The 16,740-nt window shown below is 45.4% G+C and carries 15 protein-coding genes; 7 read left to right on the top strand and 8 right to left on the bottom strand.

The window, feature by feature from the left end; all coding sequences use genetic code 11:
- Window positions 1-4 precede the first annotated feature (4 nt).
- Window positions 5-1,414, bottom strand: coding sequence for a glycosyltransferase family protein (locus ACO6V1_RS08750; RefSeq protein WP_422466545.1), 1,410 nt, complete (start codon window positions 1,412-1,414; stop codon window positions 5-7).
- Window positions 1,415-1,513: 99 nt separating this feature from the next.
- Between ACO6V1_RS08750 and ACO6V1_RS08755 the strand changes: the two genes are divergently transcribed.
- Window positions 1,514-2,881: a hypothetical protein gene (locus ACO6V1_RS08755; RefSeq protein ID WP_422450994.1), complete on the top strand. Its 1,368-nt coding sequence runs from the start codon at window positions 1,514-1,516 to the stop codon at window positions 2,879-2,881.
- 74 nt (window positions 2,882-2,955) lie between these two features.
- Here ACO6V1_RS08755 and ACO6V1_RS08760 read toward each other — a convergent pair whose 3' ends face one another.
- The 5 genes from ACO6V1_RS08760 to ACO6V1_RS08780 all read right to left on the bottom strand — a co-directional run bounded on the left by ACO6V1_RS08760 (window position 2,956) and on the right by ACO6V1_RS08780 (window position 9,109).
- Window positions 2,956-4,188, bottom strand: a complete 1,233-nt coding sequence (locus tag ACO6V1_RS08760) for a hypothetical protein (RefSeq protein WP_422450992.1) — start codon at window positions 4,186-4,188, stop codon at window positions 2,956-2,958.
- Between the two features lie 216 nt (window positions 4,189-4,404).
- Entirely contained in the window at window positions 4,405-5,418 is a 1,014-nt protein-coding gene (locus ACO6V1_RS08765; protein WP_422466547.1) for a TIGR02452 family protein, read from the bottom strand.
- Window positions 5,419-5,486: 68 nt separating this feature from the next.
- Window positions 5,487-6,665: a hypothetical protein gene (locus ACO6V1_RS08770; protein WP_422450991.1), complete on the bottom strand. Its 1,179-nt coding sequence runs from the start codon at window positions 6,663-6,665 to the stop codon at window positions 5,487-5,489.
- A 208-nt stretch (window positions 6,666-6,873) separates the two neighbouring features.
- Window positions 6,874-7,581, bottom strand: a complete 708-nt coding sequence (locus tag ACO6V1_RS08775; RefSeq protein ID WP_422450989.1) for a hypothetical protein — start codon at window positions 7,579-7,581, stop codon at window positions 6,874-6,876.
- 313 nt (window positions 7,582-7,894) lie between these two features.
- Window positions 7,895-9,109 carry an argininosuccinate synthase gene (locus ACO6V1_RS08780; RefSeq protein WP_422461868.1) on the bottom strand — a complete coding sequence of 405 codons (1,215 nt, stop codon included), beginning with the start codon at window positions 9,107-9,109 and terminating at the stop codon, window positions 7,895-7,897.
- A gap of 299 nt (window positions 9,110-9,408) precedes the next feature.
- Here ACO6V1_RS08780 and pyrC point away from each other — a divergent pair, with 299 nt between their 5' ends.
- Together pyrC and rnt are read left to right on the top strand one after the other, a co-directional pair.
- A complete protein-coding gene (pyrC, locus tag ACO6V1_RS08785; RefSeq protein ID WP_422461867.1) occupies window positions 9,409-10,446 on the top strand; it encodes a dihydroorotase in 1,038 nt (345 codons plus the stop codon).
- Window positions 10,447-10,579: 133 nt separating this feature from the next.
- Window positions 10,580-11,179 (top strand): ribonuclease T, encoded by a 600-nt coding sequence (gene rnt / locus ACO6V1_RS08790; protein WP_209278595.1) that lies wholly within the window; start codon window positions 10,580-10,582, stop codon window positions 11,177-11,179.
- A gap of 44 nt (window positions 11,180-11,223) precedes the next feature.
- Here rnt and ACO6V1_RS08795 read toward each other — a convergent pair whose 3' ends face one another.
- On the bottom strand, window positions 11,224-11,760 hold the full coding sequence (locus ACO6V1_RS08795) for a methylated-DNA--[protein]-cysteine S-methyltransferase (protein WP_422461865.1): 537 nt from the start codon (window positions 11,758-11,760) through the stop codon (window positions 11,224-11,226).
- Between the two features lie 228 nt (window positions 11,761-11,988).
- Here ACO6V1_RS08795 and ACO6V1_RS08800 point away from each other — a divergent pair, with 228 nt between their 5' ends.
- The 4 genes from ACO6V1_RS08800 (at window position 11,989) to ACO6V1_RS08815 (ending at window position 15,459) form a co-directional block, all read left to right on the top strand.
- A complete protein-coding gene (locus ACO6V1_RS08800) occupies window positions 11,989-12,753 on the top strand; it encodes a hypothetical protein (RefSeq protein WP_422466549.1) in 765 nt (254 codons plus the stop codon).
- A 116-nt stretch (window positions 12,754-12,869) separates the two neighbouring features.
- Window positions 12,870-13,544 (top strand): type 1 glutamine amidotransferase domain-containing protein, encoded by a 675-nt coding sequence (locus ACO6V1_RS08805; protein WP_422466551.1) that lies wholly within the window; start codon window positions 12,870-12,872, stop codon window positions 13,542-13,544.
- 241 nt (window positions 13,545-13,785) lie between these two features.
- Window positions 13,786-14,838 (top strand): NADP-dependent oxidoreductase, encoded by a 1,053-nt coding sequence (locus ACO6V1_RS08810; RefSeq protein ID WP_422450979.1) that lies wholly within the window; start codon window positions 13,786-13,788, stop codon window positions 14,836-14,838.
- Window positions 14,839-14,850: 12 nt separating this feature from the next.
- Entirely contained in the window at window positions 14,851-15,459 is a 609-nt protein-coding gene (locus ACO6V1_RS08815) for a glutathione S-transferase family protein (protein WP_422466553.1), read from the top strand.
- A 265-nt stretch (window positions 15,460-15,724) separates the two neighbouring features.
- On the opposite strand, the gene ACO6V1_RS08820 is transcribed toward ACO6V1_RS08815, so the two are convergent.
- Window positions 15,725-16,687 (bottom strand): hypothetical protein, encoded by a 963-nt coding sequence (locus tag ACO6V1_RS08820; protein WP_422450976.1) that lies wholly within the window; start codon window positions 16,685-16,687, stop codon window positions 15,725-15,727.
- Window positions 16,688-16,740 lie beyond the last annotated feature (53 nt).

Here is a 16,740-nt window from a genome sequence, read left to right on the forward strand (position 1 = left end):
ATGTTCACCTCGCTTGCTGACTCTGCCAGAGCTTTTCAGATAATTCAGCAACCGTCTCTCTACGACCAGAAACAACCCAGCCGGCCAATGCATCCGCTACATTGGGATATGGATTAGCCTCTTTACGCTGGGCGGTTTCTATAAAGTTCTTCAGATTTTCATAAGTCAGGCAATAGAACACTTCAGCCAGCTGTCGATTTTCAAGTGTATAGGCATTGGATAATTGTTCTATTTGTCCCTTGAGTGGTTTAGTCAGAATAGGTAATCCAATGTGCATGCATTCAGCGATAAGCGTAAATCCACAATTGCAAATCACCCCTCTGGATGACTGTAGACTTTCTTTAAAGCCTTTTACGCTCATTTGAAAAAACTCCGCATTACCAACAACCTCCGGTGCCCTGGGACCATAAATTTTAAAACGATATCCCGAAAATTTATTCAATAAATGAGCAACATTATCCTGATTTTCAAAGGGCAAATAGACAACAAGATGATTTTTATCCGGGCATGGTTGCATTGTTGTGTCGATGATCGGAGGCAAGATGGACTGATTGTTAAAATTAACCCAATGAAGCCCGATAGTTTCTGTGGCTGGAGCAAAGAGTTTCACCGCCAACCTTGAAATGGAAAATCTCCGCAATATGGGGACATCGAAATCAAACGAATACTGATGACCAAAGCCAACAACTGCCTTGTTAGCTAAATACCCAGCCCAGGCCGTGACCGGTTCAAAGTCAGAGATAATAAGGTCATAGTCCTTCACATTTAACGTCCAGACATCACGTATAAATCCAAAGCTGTCATGCATTAAATGTATGAATGTCTGAAAAAATTTCAAACGGCCACTTTCCGATATAACAGTAAATCCATTGCGGTGCAAATAATCACCAAACACCTCCATATCATTAAGTTTATTCTTCTGACGACCTGAAACAAGATATTGAACTTTGGCTCCACGATCGGCCAATGCTTTGGCAAGAAGACGAGAGCGTGTCAAATGACCATTACCCATTCCCTGGATACCGAATAAAATTTTCACCTCTGTCGGTTGTTCTTCACCATCGTACAGCTGTCTAATAGCCTCTTCATAATCAGATTCAGGTAAATTGTGCCGGGATAGATAATCGGAGCAACCGGACCGACGTTGTTCAATGGCATCATAGTGTGACAAAAAGGTTTTAAGTGCGTCATCTGATACAGGAAAAACAAGACGATTGATCGACAGGTGATCAGCTGTTAAATGTTGGTTAAAGTATTCAACCAAATTGTCCGTAAGAACCGTTTTAATGTGTTGATACCTGGGCGAATAAGCCCGACATATCCGATTCCATAGTTTAACAGCGTTACTTTGAGTTTCGTTACGCTGATAACTATCAAACTCTGGGCGCAATGCATTAATTGCTAATGTATTCATGGTAAATTCTCAGTAAATTTTGTGATAATTGGACTATAAATACATGCGACGCATATTCTGTAATCTTGAAATGATGTAATTATATTGAGGATCATGTATATGACACCTTCAGGAGTTCAATGCTTTTGTAATAACCTTTTCCCATCGAAGGACGAATTAAAACAGCATATAAAAGAAAAGCATCTACTACCTGCATTTAGCTGTAAATCAGTTTCGTTTTTTGAAAAAGACAAAGAAATTCCTGACAGCTCCACCTCTTTGGAATATACCAATACACTTGAAATGGCCAAAAGAATGTGTATTGAATTAATGGATTCTGAGCCAAAAGATACTGACATCTCCCTTGATCATATACGACGATGCACCCGTTTAATTCAAAGAGAAATCAGCACTATCAAATTAAAAAATAACTACTCGTCTTATTCAGTAGTAATGAGATCGCTATTACGTGGACAAAACCCTGAAATTTTCAGTCTTTTAAAATTTTATTCGATCAACATCCATGATGTTGTAGTAATTGCTTTTAATGGAAGCAGTATGCACTGTACTACAACCGCTTATTCCGATATTGATTTATATATAATTACAAAAAACACCAAGCCGGTTAAACGATTTCACGACTTTAGCCTGGATACAAAAAGATTATCAAAAAAATATCTGCCAGAATTTCGCGGTACGTGCCACAGGTTTGAAAAAAATACAGAAAAAGATATCGATATCATAATATGCTCTTTGCCTGTATTTATTTGGCAGTGCTTGAACTATAACCCTGCCGCTCTGGATTTACTGCATATTAGTGACGAGTTGATTTTATATGAGGGAAGTGATGGCTTTTTTTCAGAATTAAGAGAAAATAAAGATACATTTTACACAAATTTTTTATCCTACACTGGATTTGCAAAGGATCAAATTAAAAAACTGAAAGCTATCAATCCTGAAGAATTGACCCCTGATAAAGATCGACTGGATCAGTTATCTGACCTTCTTGAAACACTGAAAATGAACATTGCTGACAGACTTGAAGATATTTTGGAAAACATCGACGACATTGATGAATTAATTACCCGCAACACCGATAAAAGCCTGATCTATTCAATAGCAGGTTTACAATTTGATGCAGGAATTAAAGTCAAAAGGGTCATCAGACCATTAGAAAACCAGTTAAAAAAGATTAAAGAGGGTGCAACAAATAGTAAACAGTTATCGACAGTTATTCGCCTGATAACTCAGATCAAAGAGCTATACACTAATGGTCATTTTGAATACCCACTACCAAACAGTACTCTTATGATGAATTTAAAATCAGAAGCAAGCAGTGATGAAGATACTAAAAAAGTGGATGAGATGATAAACGAATTCCTGTCCCAACATAAAGAATGGTCAAAGAACAGTCGATTTGCAGATAGAGGGGATAAGGATTTCTGGAAAAAATGGCTAAAGGAAAAAAGTATTGATGAAGAAAAATAAGTAATAGCCAGCACAACAGTGACAACGTTTATGAAACACTTGGGGTAATTTGGGCGTTTTAGAAAAATATTCGGTTAACCCTGATCACATATATAAACATCACCCGCATTACTTTCACAATTTAACACCTGACGCCCCCAATGAACATATTGATTCTGTACATTTACAACACTATCCCCCAAATTAGTTCTTCCACATGCATTGACAAGCAAACTATCAACTTTAACATTTATATCTCCCATATTGGTATGAAGCCTTCCTCCGGATTTAATTCTGTAGCTACGATGGGTAACAATATCTCCCATATTAGTATGTAATTGCATTCCGCCAACAAATGACTCCGGGATTCTCAGCTGAACATTTTCATTACAATGGAGGCTCAGATTATTATTTCTGAGATTTGGTGCTCTGGATGATATAACTGACACCTGATGCTGGTTTACGGGGCATTGTCCTTTGATAAGGATATCTCCCTGATTGGTATGTATATCAATAAAATCAACATTATCTTCTCTAAACTCATATTCGCTGACAGGGGCTCTTTGACGGCCCGGAGTTGTAACCGTTACATTGTGACCAGACACAACCTCACCATTATGAATAACAAGATTTGAACCTCGAATCTGTCTTCCATTAAGATTGATACCATCTCCGGCTACTACATGGAGAAGATTACCGGCTGATCGGATGCTCATACCAATGTCAGGAAAAGAGTTCACAGAGTAAGGGCCTGAAGCTTGAAAGTTGAAGGCTCTATTGCCAAAGGAAGAGGAAATATGACCCGATTCTGAAGATGGCAAAGAATTTACATTGTCATAGCCTCCAGTATTCTCCACCATTTCATTTTGCCTGACTGGCTGGCAGGTTCTATCCGTACTTGGCGAGGCACTGGAATTAATCAGTTGTATCGCGTCATTCTGCGCCTTACCTCTACGCTTATCGATACTTGTGACGGTAGATGGAACATCGTTAAAAAGGCCTACACTTTCCTCTATTTGATTATTAATTATACGATCTTGACATTTTAAGTCATCTTGAATTGAGCCCTTAAACTCTAACCTGTGGATTGGACATTTTTTGGGATCAGGAAGTGACAGGTAGCAATCTGCGCATAAAACTTTATCACAGCAACGAGTAGACAGTGGTTTTTCATATACATCCTGACATGACAGGCATTCAAGCTTTGAAAGAAACTTTACAGCAGCAGCTTTTTCTGACCCATCTTCTGCAGATGTTAATGATTTTCGATTACCCTTTAACGACAAATAGTCAATTGTTGTCGTCTGGCTTGCACCGGCAATATTCATAGCTCTGAAACCTCTGATCCTGTTTGCTTCCTCAGACCATCAAAATTTGCTTTTTATCCCCGTCACACGAGTAAAAGACAAAGATTCAGAGGATTTGTATGCAGAAGAAAACGGATAAAACCGGGTTCCACGAAATGCGAGGCCAGATAGGAACAGAGGTATGATCATTGACAAAATCACCAACACTTCCGGAACACCAGGACTTCTATACCCTGTTCACGACAGATGGCCTTTAAACACCCGCAGCATTTGCGGATCAGTAATCGGAAACGACACAGAGACAAACCGCTCTTTAAAGTCATCCTCAGCCAAAAGAGACGCGAACAACCGCGCAATATCAGCTGCATCATGGCCAAAGATCCCACAGCCCCAGGCTCCAAGAATCAAATGTTTCACACCATTATTGGCAGCGACGGCCAGGATCTTTCTGGCACGGTTATACATTGTCTGCTGGAGAGTCTTTTGCTTGATTCCTTTGCAATAAGGCAGGTCCACTGCCGCAGCGGTGATAAACGAGATCAGGTAAGGTTCTTCCGGATTGCCGTTGTCATCTTTAAAGACTGGAACATCCGGTGAATACAAGATCGTATCAGAATAAAGTCCTCGATTGGTGTATTGATATTGGTTGTTATAAGCATACATCTGCTTTCCTGTGTCACTGTCCAGAGAAGCAAACAGTGCAGAGGCTCTTGCCAGGCTATCTTCCTGGGTGTTGGTCCCTTCCCGGAACATCCCCCCGGGCTGAACAGCAGAGGCAAAATTCAGGCAAGCCACGTGGTCTTTGCCTTCCTCCCTGACAAGCCGGTGACACGCTGCCAGAGAGGTTTCCCTGATAACCTGGATATCAGTATCGGGAAAGAAGAAACCTGCGCGGGGCTGAAGGGTAATGGCGTCGTTGGGAGCATAGAACCGGGTATTGTCAATACACCGGTCAATGATTGCTTTAAGATCTATTGTTTTGCCATGTAATCTGATCGCTTGATCGTTCAATATATCTACTGTATTCGTTGCTATTTCTCTGAACTTTGCCTGCTCTGGATTCATGGCGCATCGTTTAGGCGATGATGCCACTGTCCTGATGCTAATGGGTTTTCCTGAACGACCTGAAAGCACCTTGGCTGAGGAGGCTAACGCTCCGGCAGCGCGGAGTTTCTGCTGTTTACTCCGGCAAGATTGAGGCACTTTTACAGCAGGCTGACTGGTCACCGGTGGCATTTTATACGACCTCATTGTATAACCGATTACCCAGTATGGCCTGCTTTTTCAATTTCACAGATTTAATTATTAAAAATGAGATATCAATGAGCTATCAATGAGGTAGCGGAAATATTTTTTGGAGATCTGGCTTTCATGAACAGGCTCATCACATCCAGGAATACCTGTTTTTCACCCTTGAATGTTATCAGTTCATATTTCAGAAAATTATCCATGTTTATCATTGGATCAAAACAGAATTCAACGCCTTTACCAAGACAATAGCTTAAAGCACTGAAGACTCTCTGATCCTCAATATTTGCCTGAACTTTCGTATTAAAATCACCACTGGACGGCAAGTCCAATCTGTTTTCTCCCGGTAGCAGAATTTCCATCTTAACTCCTTTATCTTCAGGTAAAAGATACACGGAAAATAGATGTTCACTCCTCAGGGAAATACTCATCCTGGTTGTAGAGTAATCCGCTAATCTGGCACACTCAGCATGTGAAAGTTCTTTTCTGCGAAGCGAACGGATAAGTAAGTCGACTTCCTTTTGCATGGTAGTGCCATGCATAATGCCTGCTTTAAAAGTAACTGCATTTTTTCTACAGGTAACCCCGTCTATTGCCCCCTCTGGAATATGCAAAAATAGATCCGTTGACTCCCTCTTGCCTCCGTAGCCTATCGAGACATTGTACGCTCCCCCCTCCCGCTTAACAACGGTTCTATCCTCAAACCATTCAGGCTCTAATTCATCGACATGTTTTTCTAATTTATCCAAAAATTCAGATCTTTCTTTTGTCCACTGTTGCGCTAATAGCTCTTGTTGCTTTTGTAATCCCTTAATTTCATTAGGTACTTCAAAATCACCATGAGACTGGAAAAGACGGCTTATCTGCTCTTTAATGTCTTCAGCCCCTGCCACTCTATTCGCTTTAAACAATCTGGTTAATGAAGCCGATACCGCCTCTCTCTTCTCTTTGGGCACAGATTCAATCACATAAACAATTCGTTCAAAATTTGTTTTTTTTGGTTTGCGATCACTGGCAACACTGGCGAGAATTTCCAGCGTACTCACTTTTTTAGGATTCACCTGATTAATTGAGTCTTTAACTGGCTCAAGTTGTTTTGTAACAAGCCTGCCAAAAGCTGACACGACCTCTTGAACACCTGCCTCGCCCGGACTTTCTGCAACAGGATCTCCCTTACAACCAGCACATTCTGTTGTTGCACCTTCAGCAAATCTCTGACTTGATAGATGAGATACAGAAGCATCATACATAATATAAACACCTAAATTAGTTATAAAAGGTTATAGACAACCTCTTCAACCAAAAGTTCAAGATCAAGGTAAAAGGCGTTGTGATCTCACAGTAGGGTGTAAACCCGGCTTCCCGACTGGTCGGACAAGCTCAATAGGAAGTAAACAGAAAAAACTTCTCCATCCTTAACCGGCTGGGACAATGGGAAACTTGAGTAATTATTAGTACTTATTTGATGCGTAAACCCTGTCTTTTCAGCAGTTCTTCCACAATTTTGGGAACGCCTTTACCATGATTGGTAGAAGAAACAAAACTCAGTCGTTTCCGGTCAAGCTTGCCATTCTTCTGGAGGTTCGGTAGCTTCAGCAGAGCATCCACGTCCCCGGCTTTGGGAAAACCATAAGCATGACAGATAGAAGAAATGGATTTAACAACTGGAGAAAGTGCAATTGCTTTGATATCACAGTCGTCAGTACTCAAAAACTGGTTAATTTTTCGCTTCGTTTTTTGGGTCCCTTCTCCGCACAATAGCATGCTGGTAATCGTACCTGTATTCTTAACAGCATCGTTCAAATGACTAAAATAAATACCTAGCTTAGAGAACAGTTGCATCTTCGACTCATTCGGGCAGGAATGAATCAGTTTATCTAACGTGGGTTTGATGATGATGTTTCTTTTCCGGCAAAGGACCTTCAGTTGTTCTAAAGCGTTAATCGACGGATTGTGCTGGTGCTCATTTTCATGCTCTGCTCGTCCTCTTTTTGATTTCTCATCCACTGATGAACCGGCAATTTGAGACACTTTTCTCTTTAAGAGTGCTACCTCTGGAGAGGGTCCGGAGGTATCAATGGGCGGGAGGGTCAGTTCAACAGGTTCTTGTATTGATAAGTCCCGACCTGAATAGCGAGACCTCGATGGTGTGGTGCTATCAGTCACAAGAGGTAATTCTGCGAAATTTGTACCTCCCGTCGTCTGCATTAATTTATGATAAGTTCGGAACATTATCTGTAAATCTTCTTCATTAAACGACGATATTAGAATAAATATTAAGCCTGGGACAGAAGCATTCCCAAGAGGCTGTCCGAGAATAGCTGAGCAAGATGAACACTGCTGAGGGTAGTTTAGTTGAAAATAAACTGTTGCCCTGTTTTGATCAGTTCAGCCCAACAGGGCCGAACAGCCTGGTAAAAGGTGGATTAATACAATAATACTGATAATGGCCTGCACCCGAAATGCAGGCCTGTCATTTTCAGTCTAATTTTCGTCCTTTATTCGCCGCAATCCTTAACCGCAATGCATTCAGCTTAATAAACCCTTCAGCATCCCCCTGGTTGTAGGCTCCGGCATCGTCCTCAAAGGTCGCGATAGTTTCGTCAAACAGCGAGTCATCAGAACGTCTGCCAACCACCGTGACATTGCCCTTATACAATTTCAGGCGAACTTCACCATTCACGGGCTCCTGGCTTTCATCAATCATCTTCTGGAGCATTTCCCGCTCCGGTGACCACCAGTAGCCGTTGTAGATCAGTTTGGCATAGCGCGGCATCAGCTCATCTTTCAGGTGGGCCACTTCCCGGTCCAGGGTAATGGATTCAATGGCCCGGTGCGCTTTAAGCATAATGGTGCCTCCGGGCGTTTCATAGCAGCCCCGGGACTTCATGCCCACATAGCGGTTCTCAACAATGTCCAGACGGCCAATGCCATTTTCACCACCAATCCGATTCAGGAAGGCAAGCACTCGGGCTGGCGTCATTGCCTCCCCATCGATGGCAACAATATCCCCCTTGTGATAGCTCAGATTCAGATAGGTCGGCACATCCGGGGCGGATTCAGGCGCTACCGACCAGCGCCACATCTCTTCTTCCGGCTCCGCCCATGGGTCTTCCAGAATGCCGCCCTCGTAGGAGATATGCAGCAGGTTGGCATCCATGGAGTAAGGCGATTTGCCTTTCTTGCGCTCCACCGCAATACCGTGCTCATCGCAGTAAGCCAGCAGTTTTTCCCGTGAGTTCAGGTCCCACTCACGCCAGGGCGCAATCACCTGAACCCCCGGTTTCAGTGCATAAGCACCCAGCTCGAATCGCACCTGGTCATTCCCTTTACCGGTGGCACCGTGAGCAATGGCATCGGCACCGGTTTCATTGGCAATCTCAATCAGGCGCTTGGAAATCAGTGGCCTGGCAATGGAGGTTCCCAGCAGGTATTCACCCTCGTAAATGGTATTGGCACGGAACATGGGAAAGACAAAGTCACGGACAAACTCTTCGCGCAGATCATCGATATAGATCTGTTTAATGCCAAGGGCTTCTGCCTTGGCCCGGGCTGGCTCTACCTCTTCACCCTGCCCCAGGTCCGCGGTAAAGGTAACCACTTCACACTGATAGGTGTCTTCCAGCCATTTTGCGATCACTGAGGTGTCCAGGCCGCCGGAATAGGCCAGAACCACTTTATTAATTTTTTTCATTGCTCAACTCCAACGACATACCGCAACAGGAATCTGTCAACAGTGAAGGATAAATATTCTTTTTTTGTGAATAATAATTCATAAATAGCGCTTCGCCAAGACGCTTTCATCATTATTTGGCCTAAGCCGGAGTCAGTGTAGATAAAGCCCGGGAATCATAACATCAAAAGGCCAGAAATACGGGTTAAAGCGCTGCTTTTATGCCTCTTTTCTCAGGCCCCTACTATCAACATGGCCTTTTTTTCGCTAGGATGCCCATCCGGTTCGATCATATATAACCGGAACAGGTACCTTCCAAAATGAGCCAATTACTGACCATTACCCGCCCTGATGACTGGCACCTCCACCTTCGTGATGGCAATGTTCTGACGGAAACGGTGGCAGCCACCGCCAGAACCTTTGGCCGGGCGATCATTATGCCCAACCTGGTACCACCGGTAACGGATGCCGATCTGGCCAGCCAGTACAAGGCGCGTATTCTCGAACAGGTATCTGCTGATTCGGCATTTCAACCATTAATGACGTTGTATCTGACCGATAAAACGTCCCCTGAAACTATCCTGAATGCCCATCAACGGGGTGATGTGGTGGCACTGAAACTCTATCCTGCCGGCGCAACCACCCATTCTGATGCCGGCGTGACAAACCTCGAGAACATTTACGACGCTTTGGAAACCATGGCGGAGTGTGGACTGCCATTGCTGGTGCATGGTGAAGTTACCGATGCCGACATCGATATCTTTGACCGGGAAAAGACCTTTATTGACCGCCACCTGGTTAAACTGGTAGAACGCTTCCCGACCCTGAAGATCATCATGGAACACATCACCACGGCTGATGCTGCCCGGTTCGTCAATGAAGGGGGAGAAAACCTGGGGGCTACCATTACCGCCCATCATTTGTTGTATAATCGCAACCACATGCTGGTTGGTGGTATCAAACCCCATTATTACTGCCTGCCAATTCTCAAGAGAAACCGGCATCAGCAGGCGCTGCTGGAAGCCGCAGTAAGCGGCAATCGTCGCTTTTTCCTGGGAACCGACTCTGCTCCCCATGCCATTGGTGCCAAAGAGTCCCCCTGTGGATGTGCAGGTTGCTACACAGCACCGGCAGCCATTGAACTCTATGCCGAGGCCTTTGACATGATGGGCGCTCTGGATAAACTGGAAGCCTTTGCCAGTTTCAATGGCCCCGATTTCTATGGCCTGCCCAGAAACCAGGACACCATTACCCTGGTGAAAGAGGACTGGGTCATGCCAGAATCCATTGCCTTCGGTGATAACCGGGTGAAACCTCTGAGAGCCGGAGAAACCGTATCCTGGCGGCTCAAATCATAGCCATTGGCTAAAGCAGCCGTGAGCCGAGGAAAAATCCCACTCTTGCTGCCCTAATAACCTGGTGGCAACCTGCGGTATTTTTTGACAGTTAATGAGTAAGGAGAAGCCTTTGAGGGCCGATGACAGCCACTCCATGGCCAACAGATTCCGCGGCTTTCTGCCTGTGGTAATCGATGTGGAAACCGGCGGCTTCAATGCCGCTACAGATGCACTGCTGGAAATTGCAGCCACCGTGATTGAAATGGATGAGCACGGTTTTATCCACCCGGGCCCATCGGAGTCGTACCATATCAAGCCATTCGAAGGTGCCAATATTGAGCAGGCCGCTATCGACTTTATTGGTATTAACCCCTTTCACCCGCTGCGCATTGCCATGGCGGAAGAGGAGGCCATCAACAAGATTTTCCGTTCCGTCCGTAAGGCGGTAAAAAGCCAGGGATGCAACAGGGCGGTACTGGTTGGACACAATGCGTCGTTCGACCTGGGGTTTGTCATGGCAGCGGCTGAGCGCTGTGATGTGAAACGGAATCCCTTCCATCCGTTCTCCTGCTTTGATACCGCTACGCTGGCTGGTCTGGCCTATGGACAAACAGTGCTGGCCAAAGCCTGTGTCGAAGCGGATATTGATTTTGATAAATCAGAGGCTCACTCAGCCCGTTACGATACGGAAAAAACCGCTGAGCTGTTCTGCACCATTGTGAACCGCTGGAAAGACCTGGGCGGCTGGCTCTGATAGCAACCCCGGCTGGCTTTTTCATGAAAAGCCAGCCCCCCTGATTATCTCCCTTCCCTCCTATTACCCTGCTCAAGATCCAGCAGATACCTCTTCATCTCAACCCCATAGGCATAACCGGTCAGTTTACCGTTTTTTCCGATCACCCTGTGGCAGGGCACAATGATCGCCACCGGGTTGGCACCATTGGCGGCTCCCACGGCCCTGACCGCTTTAGGCCGACGGATGCTGCTGGCAATATCCTGGTAGGAACAGCTCTTGCCATAGCCAATCTGCTGTAACGCACTCCATACCTGCTGCTGAAAGTCGGTACCACGAAGATCCAGCGCCACTGTGAAGCGGGTCAACTCTCCGCGAAAGTAGGACTCCAACTCATCTCTGGCCTGAGCCAGATGACCATTAATAGCCTGTTGCACGGCAACCGATGTATGTTCAGCCGTGCTGGCTTCAGCCTGCAAGCCATGATTATTGGTACGTTTCACAGAAACAACGCCATCAGCAGAGGCCATAACGTTGAGACGCCCGACAGGTGACTCCACCCACTGACAACCGACCAGATTCTCTTTATGCATAGCGTACATAGGCGCATCACCAATTTCAGTGTATTTTGGACCAGGGTAAAATCGTGCATCCTTCAAGTAGCCAGAAACATTTGCTGCACCATTTGCTGCACTATGCCCCGCTACTGTAGATTATGAGATTGATAAATTATCATAAAAAGCAACTGAGTCATCTGGCTTTAAACAATACACGACAACAAAAAATGATGTCGGTACAAAACACACCATTTCGATGAAACAAACAGGGCGATGCAGAAGGAAAAGCAACGCTCAGATCAAACTACTATCAATTTAGCGGTACCGAATAATAAAGCAAGAGGATTAGCCATGGACCCGGTCAATAAACCAACCTCTCCCTCACCACAGAAATTTCTACCCAACAAAGACAACGTCCGGGCAGCCAGTGCCGGGAAGTTATTTCATGGAAGGAAAACCGCTATTTGGCAAAGCGTCCGGACTCTTTTCAATAAACTTATTTTCTGGCTTGAAAAACCATTAAAAACCAGAACCATCAAAGTTCATGTCGCGAAGAGTAATGCTTTATCAGCGACCGGATTTAATAAACACTGTTCGGAACTTTTGCTGGCGATGATTGATGGAGACAACAGACGGCTGCCACAGTTACTGGACGAAATCAGATTGAGCATCCCCACGGCCTTCCCGGGTAAACAGCAACAGGAAATTGAGAGTTCAGAGATCATAGATCTGTTTGGAAAATGGTCTGAACAATGTACCAAACCTGCACTTGCACAATCATTGCGAAGGGATCTGCTCAACCCGGAATCCAACATAAGAAAGATATGGACGTCACAACGAGTACTTACGATGGAACCAAAAGACTTTTCACCTAAAACCTTTCAACGCCTCAATGATCTCGAAGGGCTCATGGGACAATTGGCAATCGCATTATTCCCTAAAAAAATTGAAAAACTGATGCAGGATGTTGAATCCTGTGAAAGCAAGATAACATCCTCACGTTTCTTGCAAAGATTTGCAGCAAATATCACCACTTGATAGACGAAGGTGGTCAGCGTCGAAAGAATTTAAAAAAATCACTATTATCACCCCGGGGTCAGGAGTATAGTCGTCGCCATAAGAATAGTTATCCATGTCGGTAGAGAGGGACCCCCATGAAAAGAATTCTGATTCCTGTTACCAATCACGCAACGCTGGGTACTACTGATCAGGCCAACGGTACATACTCGCCCGAGTTAACCCATGCCTTACAGGTATTTATGGAGCATGGTTGCACCTACGATATCACCTCCATTCATGGTGGTCAGGCACCACTGTATGGAACCGATATTGATGGTGATGAGATCAATAGTCGTGTTCTGGGTAATGAAGAATTCCAGAACCGTATCAACAACACAATCCCGGCCTCAGACATTAACATTGATGATTACGACGCGGTCTTCTATCCGGGAGGTTTTGGCCTTCTGTCTGATTTGGCGTCAAATGAGACGGTGGCCAGGTTGAGTGCCAGTCACTATGAAAAAGGTGGGATTCTGGCTGCGGTTTGTCACGGACCTGCGGCGTTATTACCGATTACACTGAGTTCAGGTGAGAAGTTACTGACCACCAAATCGGTCACTGGCTTTACCCGTGAAGAAGAAATTGATTTCGGCACCATCAATGACATCCCATTCCTTCTTGAGGAATCTCTCGCTCGCAATGCCGTCCGCTACAACAAAGTTCAGCCATGGCAGGAGCTGGTGATCGAAGATGATCGCGTGATCACCGGGCAGAATCCGGCGAGTGCTCATGCAGTGGCTGTTGCGGTGATCCGGTTGTTAAGTCGTTAACTAACTACTCAGGTGCAAACTGCAGACATTGATGTTCAGGACGGTAACCTTCAGAATGCTTGCCGGATTACGCTTAATCAAGCAGGCTATCCAGCCAGTGTCTTACGTTTGAAGCACTGATTTTACTGTCCTGGCCATTACCTGTCTCACAGTGCGATTTTTTGATCGAGGTCTTCTGGCAAAATCACTCTTCTTCAGCTTTTGCCCCATTCATCTAATACATATTTTAATGGAGTAAACCGTGGATACTTTAAACCAATCCCAAAACACCAATCGACAAATCCTGCTGGCGTCCAGACCCTCGGGGGCACCAACAGTTGAAAACTTTAAGTTAGTCAGCAGTAGCAAACCTGAGCCGGCTGAGGGCGAAGTATTGTTGCGAACGGTCTATCTGTCTCTCGACCCTTATATGCGTGGACGGATGAATGATGCCAAGTCGTACGCCGATCCGGTGGCTATTAATGAGGTGATGGTTGGGGGCAGTGTTTGTCGCGTCGAGCTTTCCAGGAATGCCAATTTTGCCGTGGGTGACTGGGTGGTTGCTGGTGGCGGCTGGCAGGATTTCAGCGTGTCCAATGGCGCTGACCTGGTCAAAATTGACAGTACGCTGGTCAAGCCTTCGTATGGCCTGGGTGTGCTGGGTATGCCGGGGCTGACAGCCTATATGGGCTTACTGGATATTGGCCAGCCTGAAGCGGGTGAAACCGTAGTGGTGGCAGCTGCCACAGGTGCTGTGGGCAGCCTTGTCGGTCAGATTGCCAAAATAAAAGGATGTAAGGTGGTCGGTATTGCTGGTGGCGCTGAAAAGTGTGACTACGCAGTTAAGAAATTGGGCTTTGACGCTTGCCTTGATCATTATTCAGAAGATTTACCAGCACAGCTGGCCAATGCCTGTGCAGACGGTATTGATGTTTATTTTGAGAATGTCGGTGGGCGTGTCTTTGATGCTGTTATGCCGCTGCTTAATCCTTCCGCCCGAGTTCCCTTATGTGGCCTGATTTCCCAATACAATGCCACTGCCTTACCGGAGGGGCCAGACCGGATGTCCGCACTGATGGGTACGCTGTTAGTCAAGCGCGTTAAAATGCAGGGTTTCATTGTATTTGACGACTATGGCCACCGGTATCCCGAGTTTTTCGCTGCTATGCAACAGTGGCTGTCTCAGGGACAAATCCATTACAAAGAGCATCTGGTGGACGGCCTGGAAAACTCGGTTGAAGCCTTTATTGGTCTTCTTGAAGGCAAGAACTTTGGCAAGCTTGTAGTTCGTGTCGGTCCCGACAACCTGGCTTAACAGGGGTTTTCCATGATTACTGTACATCACTTGAATGCATCCCGTTCGACCCGTGTGATCTGGCTTTTGGAAGAACTGCAAATGCCATATCAGTTAGTGCATTATCAACGGGATAAAAGTACCCGTTTAGCGCCTGCCAGCCTTGGAAAAATTCACCCCCTCAATAAAGCTCCGGTGATTGAGGACGGTGACGTGGTAATGTGTGAGTCCGGTGCCGTAATGGAGTACATTCTCGATCAGGACGCCGAAAAGAGACTGCGCCCGGACGCTGGCACACCCGGCTATTACCGCTACCTGGAGTGGCTGCATTTTGCCGAAGGCTCTCTGAGCCTGCCTCTGATTGCCAATCTGCTACTGCAGATGGAGCAAAGAGACGGTACCCAACCGCTGGACGGTTACCTTGCCAAAGAACTTGCCCTGGATTTTTCGTATATCGAATCCACCCTGGCGGATTCACCCTATTTCGCGGGCGATACCTTTAGCGCAGCGGATATTATGATGACCTTTATGCTTGAGATTGCCCAATCTCAAGGCGTGCTGGAAGGACGCACTAATACTCTCGCTTACCTTGAGCGCATGCACCAGCGAAGTGCTTATCAAAAAGCCAGAAGCTTTGGATAGCTATGATACTGAGTCAGTTTGAAAACCAGGAGGCTGACCGAGAATAGACTGCCCTACTGCGGTGGCAGCAAATTGGTCTATAAAGTCGGAAATTTTTAGCAAATAGAACCACTATTCACTAAAAATTTCCGACTTTTTATCCTCAATTTTCTGCCATCCTCGCTACGGGGTCGCCTAGACGGGCGCTATCCTCGGTCAGCCTCCCAGGCGTTAATACCCGTTCATCCTGAGCTGTCGAAGGATAGTGCCACCGTACTTCGACAAGCTAAGAAACAGAGACCGATGAAAGCTCATTATTTTTTGTTTTATCCAATTCTTTTTGAAAGGCAGTCGCTTGCCTGGCAGCAATTCTTGCTTGCTCTCTATCACCGGTTTTTTTGAAAACGTGATAGTAACTCTTCTGGTAAACCCTCTGGTATGCCCTCTGGTAAGCCCTGCGTTTCTCGGATTTCGCATAAGCCCGTCGGACAGCCTTCCCTTTTTCGGACTGATTGTAAATCTTATTATTAATCTTCTGGGCAGCCCTACGCTTTTCGGACCGTTCGTAAGCCTTTCGGGTAGCCTTCCCTTTTTCGGAATGTACATAAGCCTTCTGGGAAGCCTTCCGTTTTTCGGACCGTTTGCGAGTTTGCCGACACACCCGTTCTTTATCTGGCTCACGGCAAGCTTTCCGTTTTTTGGACTGGGCATCAGCCTTCTGGTACGTCTTATCATGAGATATCGTCACAGACTCACCAGAGCCGGAAGTAGAAGCTTTAACATCCGACTCATTTACTGCAGTGCCTTTCAGTGTTGAAGCAGGTGGGGTGTGATTAGCATTGATAGAATATAAGTGAGCATTCGCTTCATCTCTCATACTCCAAACCCGATCAATTCTTCCTTCAGATGGAGCGGTAAGGATTTTAGTATTTTGGTCGGCTTGCCGGTATGCTCCAAGTCTGTGTGATAAGTCTATCGGTTCACCCTGTTCAGATTCTTGAAGATAAATAGCCCTGTCTGGCACTTTTTTAAAATGAACATCCCTGACCGGGTTATTGAAGCTTGCACCACATGGCACCAAAATACCTAAATATCTGACTGGTACAGTTTGTTCAACCTGCAGTCCAAATGCTAAACCTCTGTGCTGCGGCCAGCCATAAAAAACCAATCCATTGTTCGATATAACAGGCTCGTACGCTTTGTGAAACTCCAAACGCAGAAAGTGTGAGTTAAAATATGGATCAGTCATTGAATAATTGAATAATTGAATAATTGAATAATTGAATAATTGAATCTGAGATT

Source organism: Endozoicomonas sp. ALC013 (assembly GCF_049310205.1).
Taxonomy (GTDB): Bacteria; Pseudomonadota; Gammaproteobacteria; order Pseudomonadales; family Endozoicomonadaceae; genus Endozoicomonas.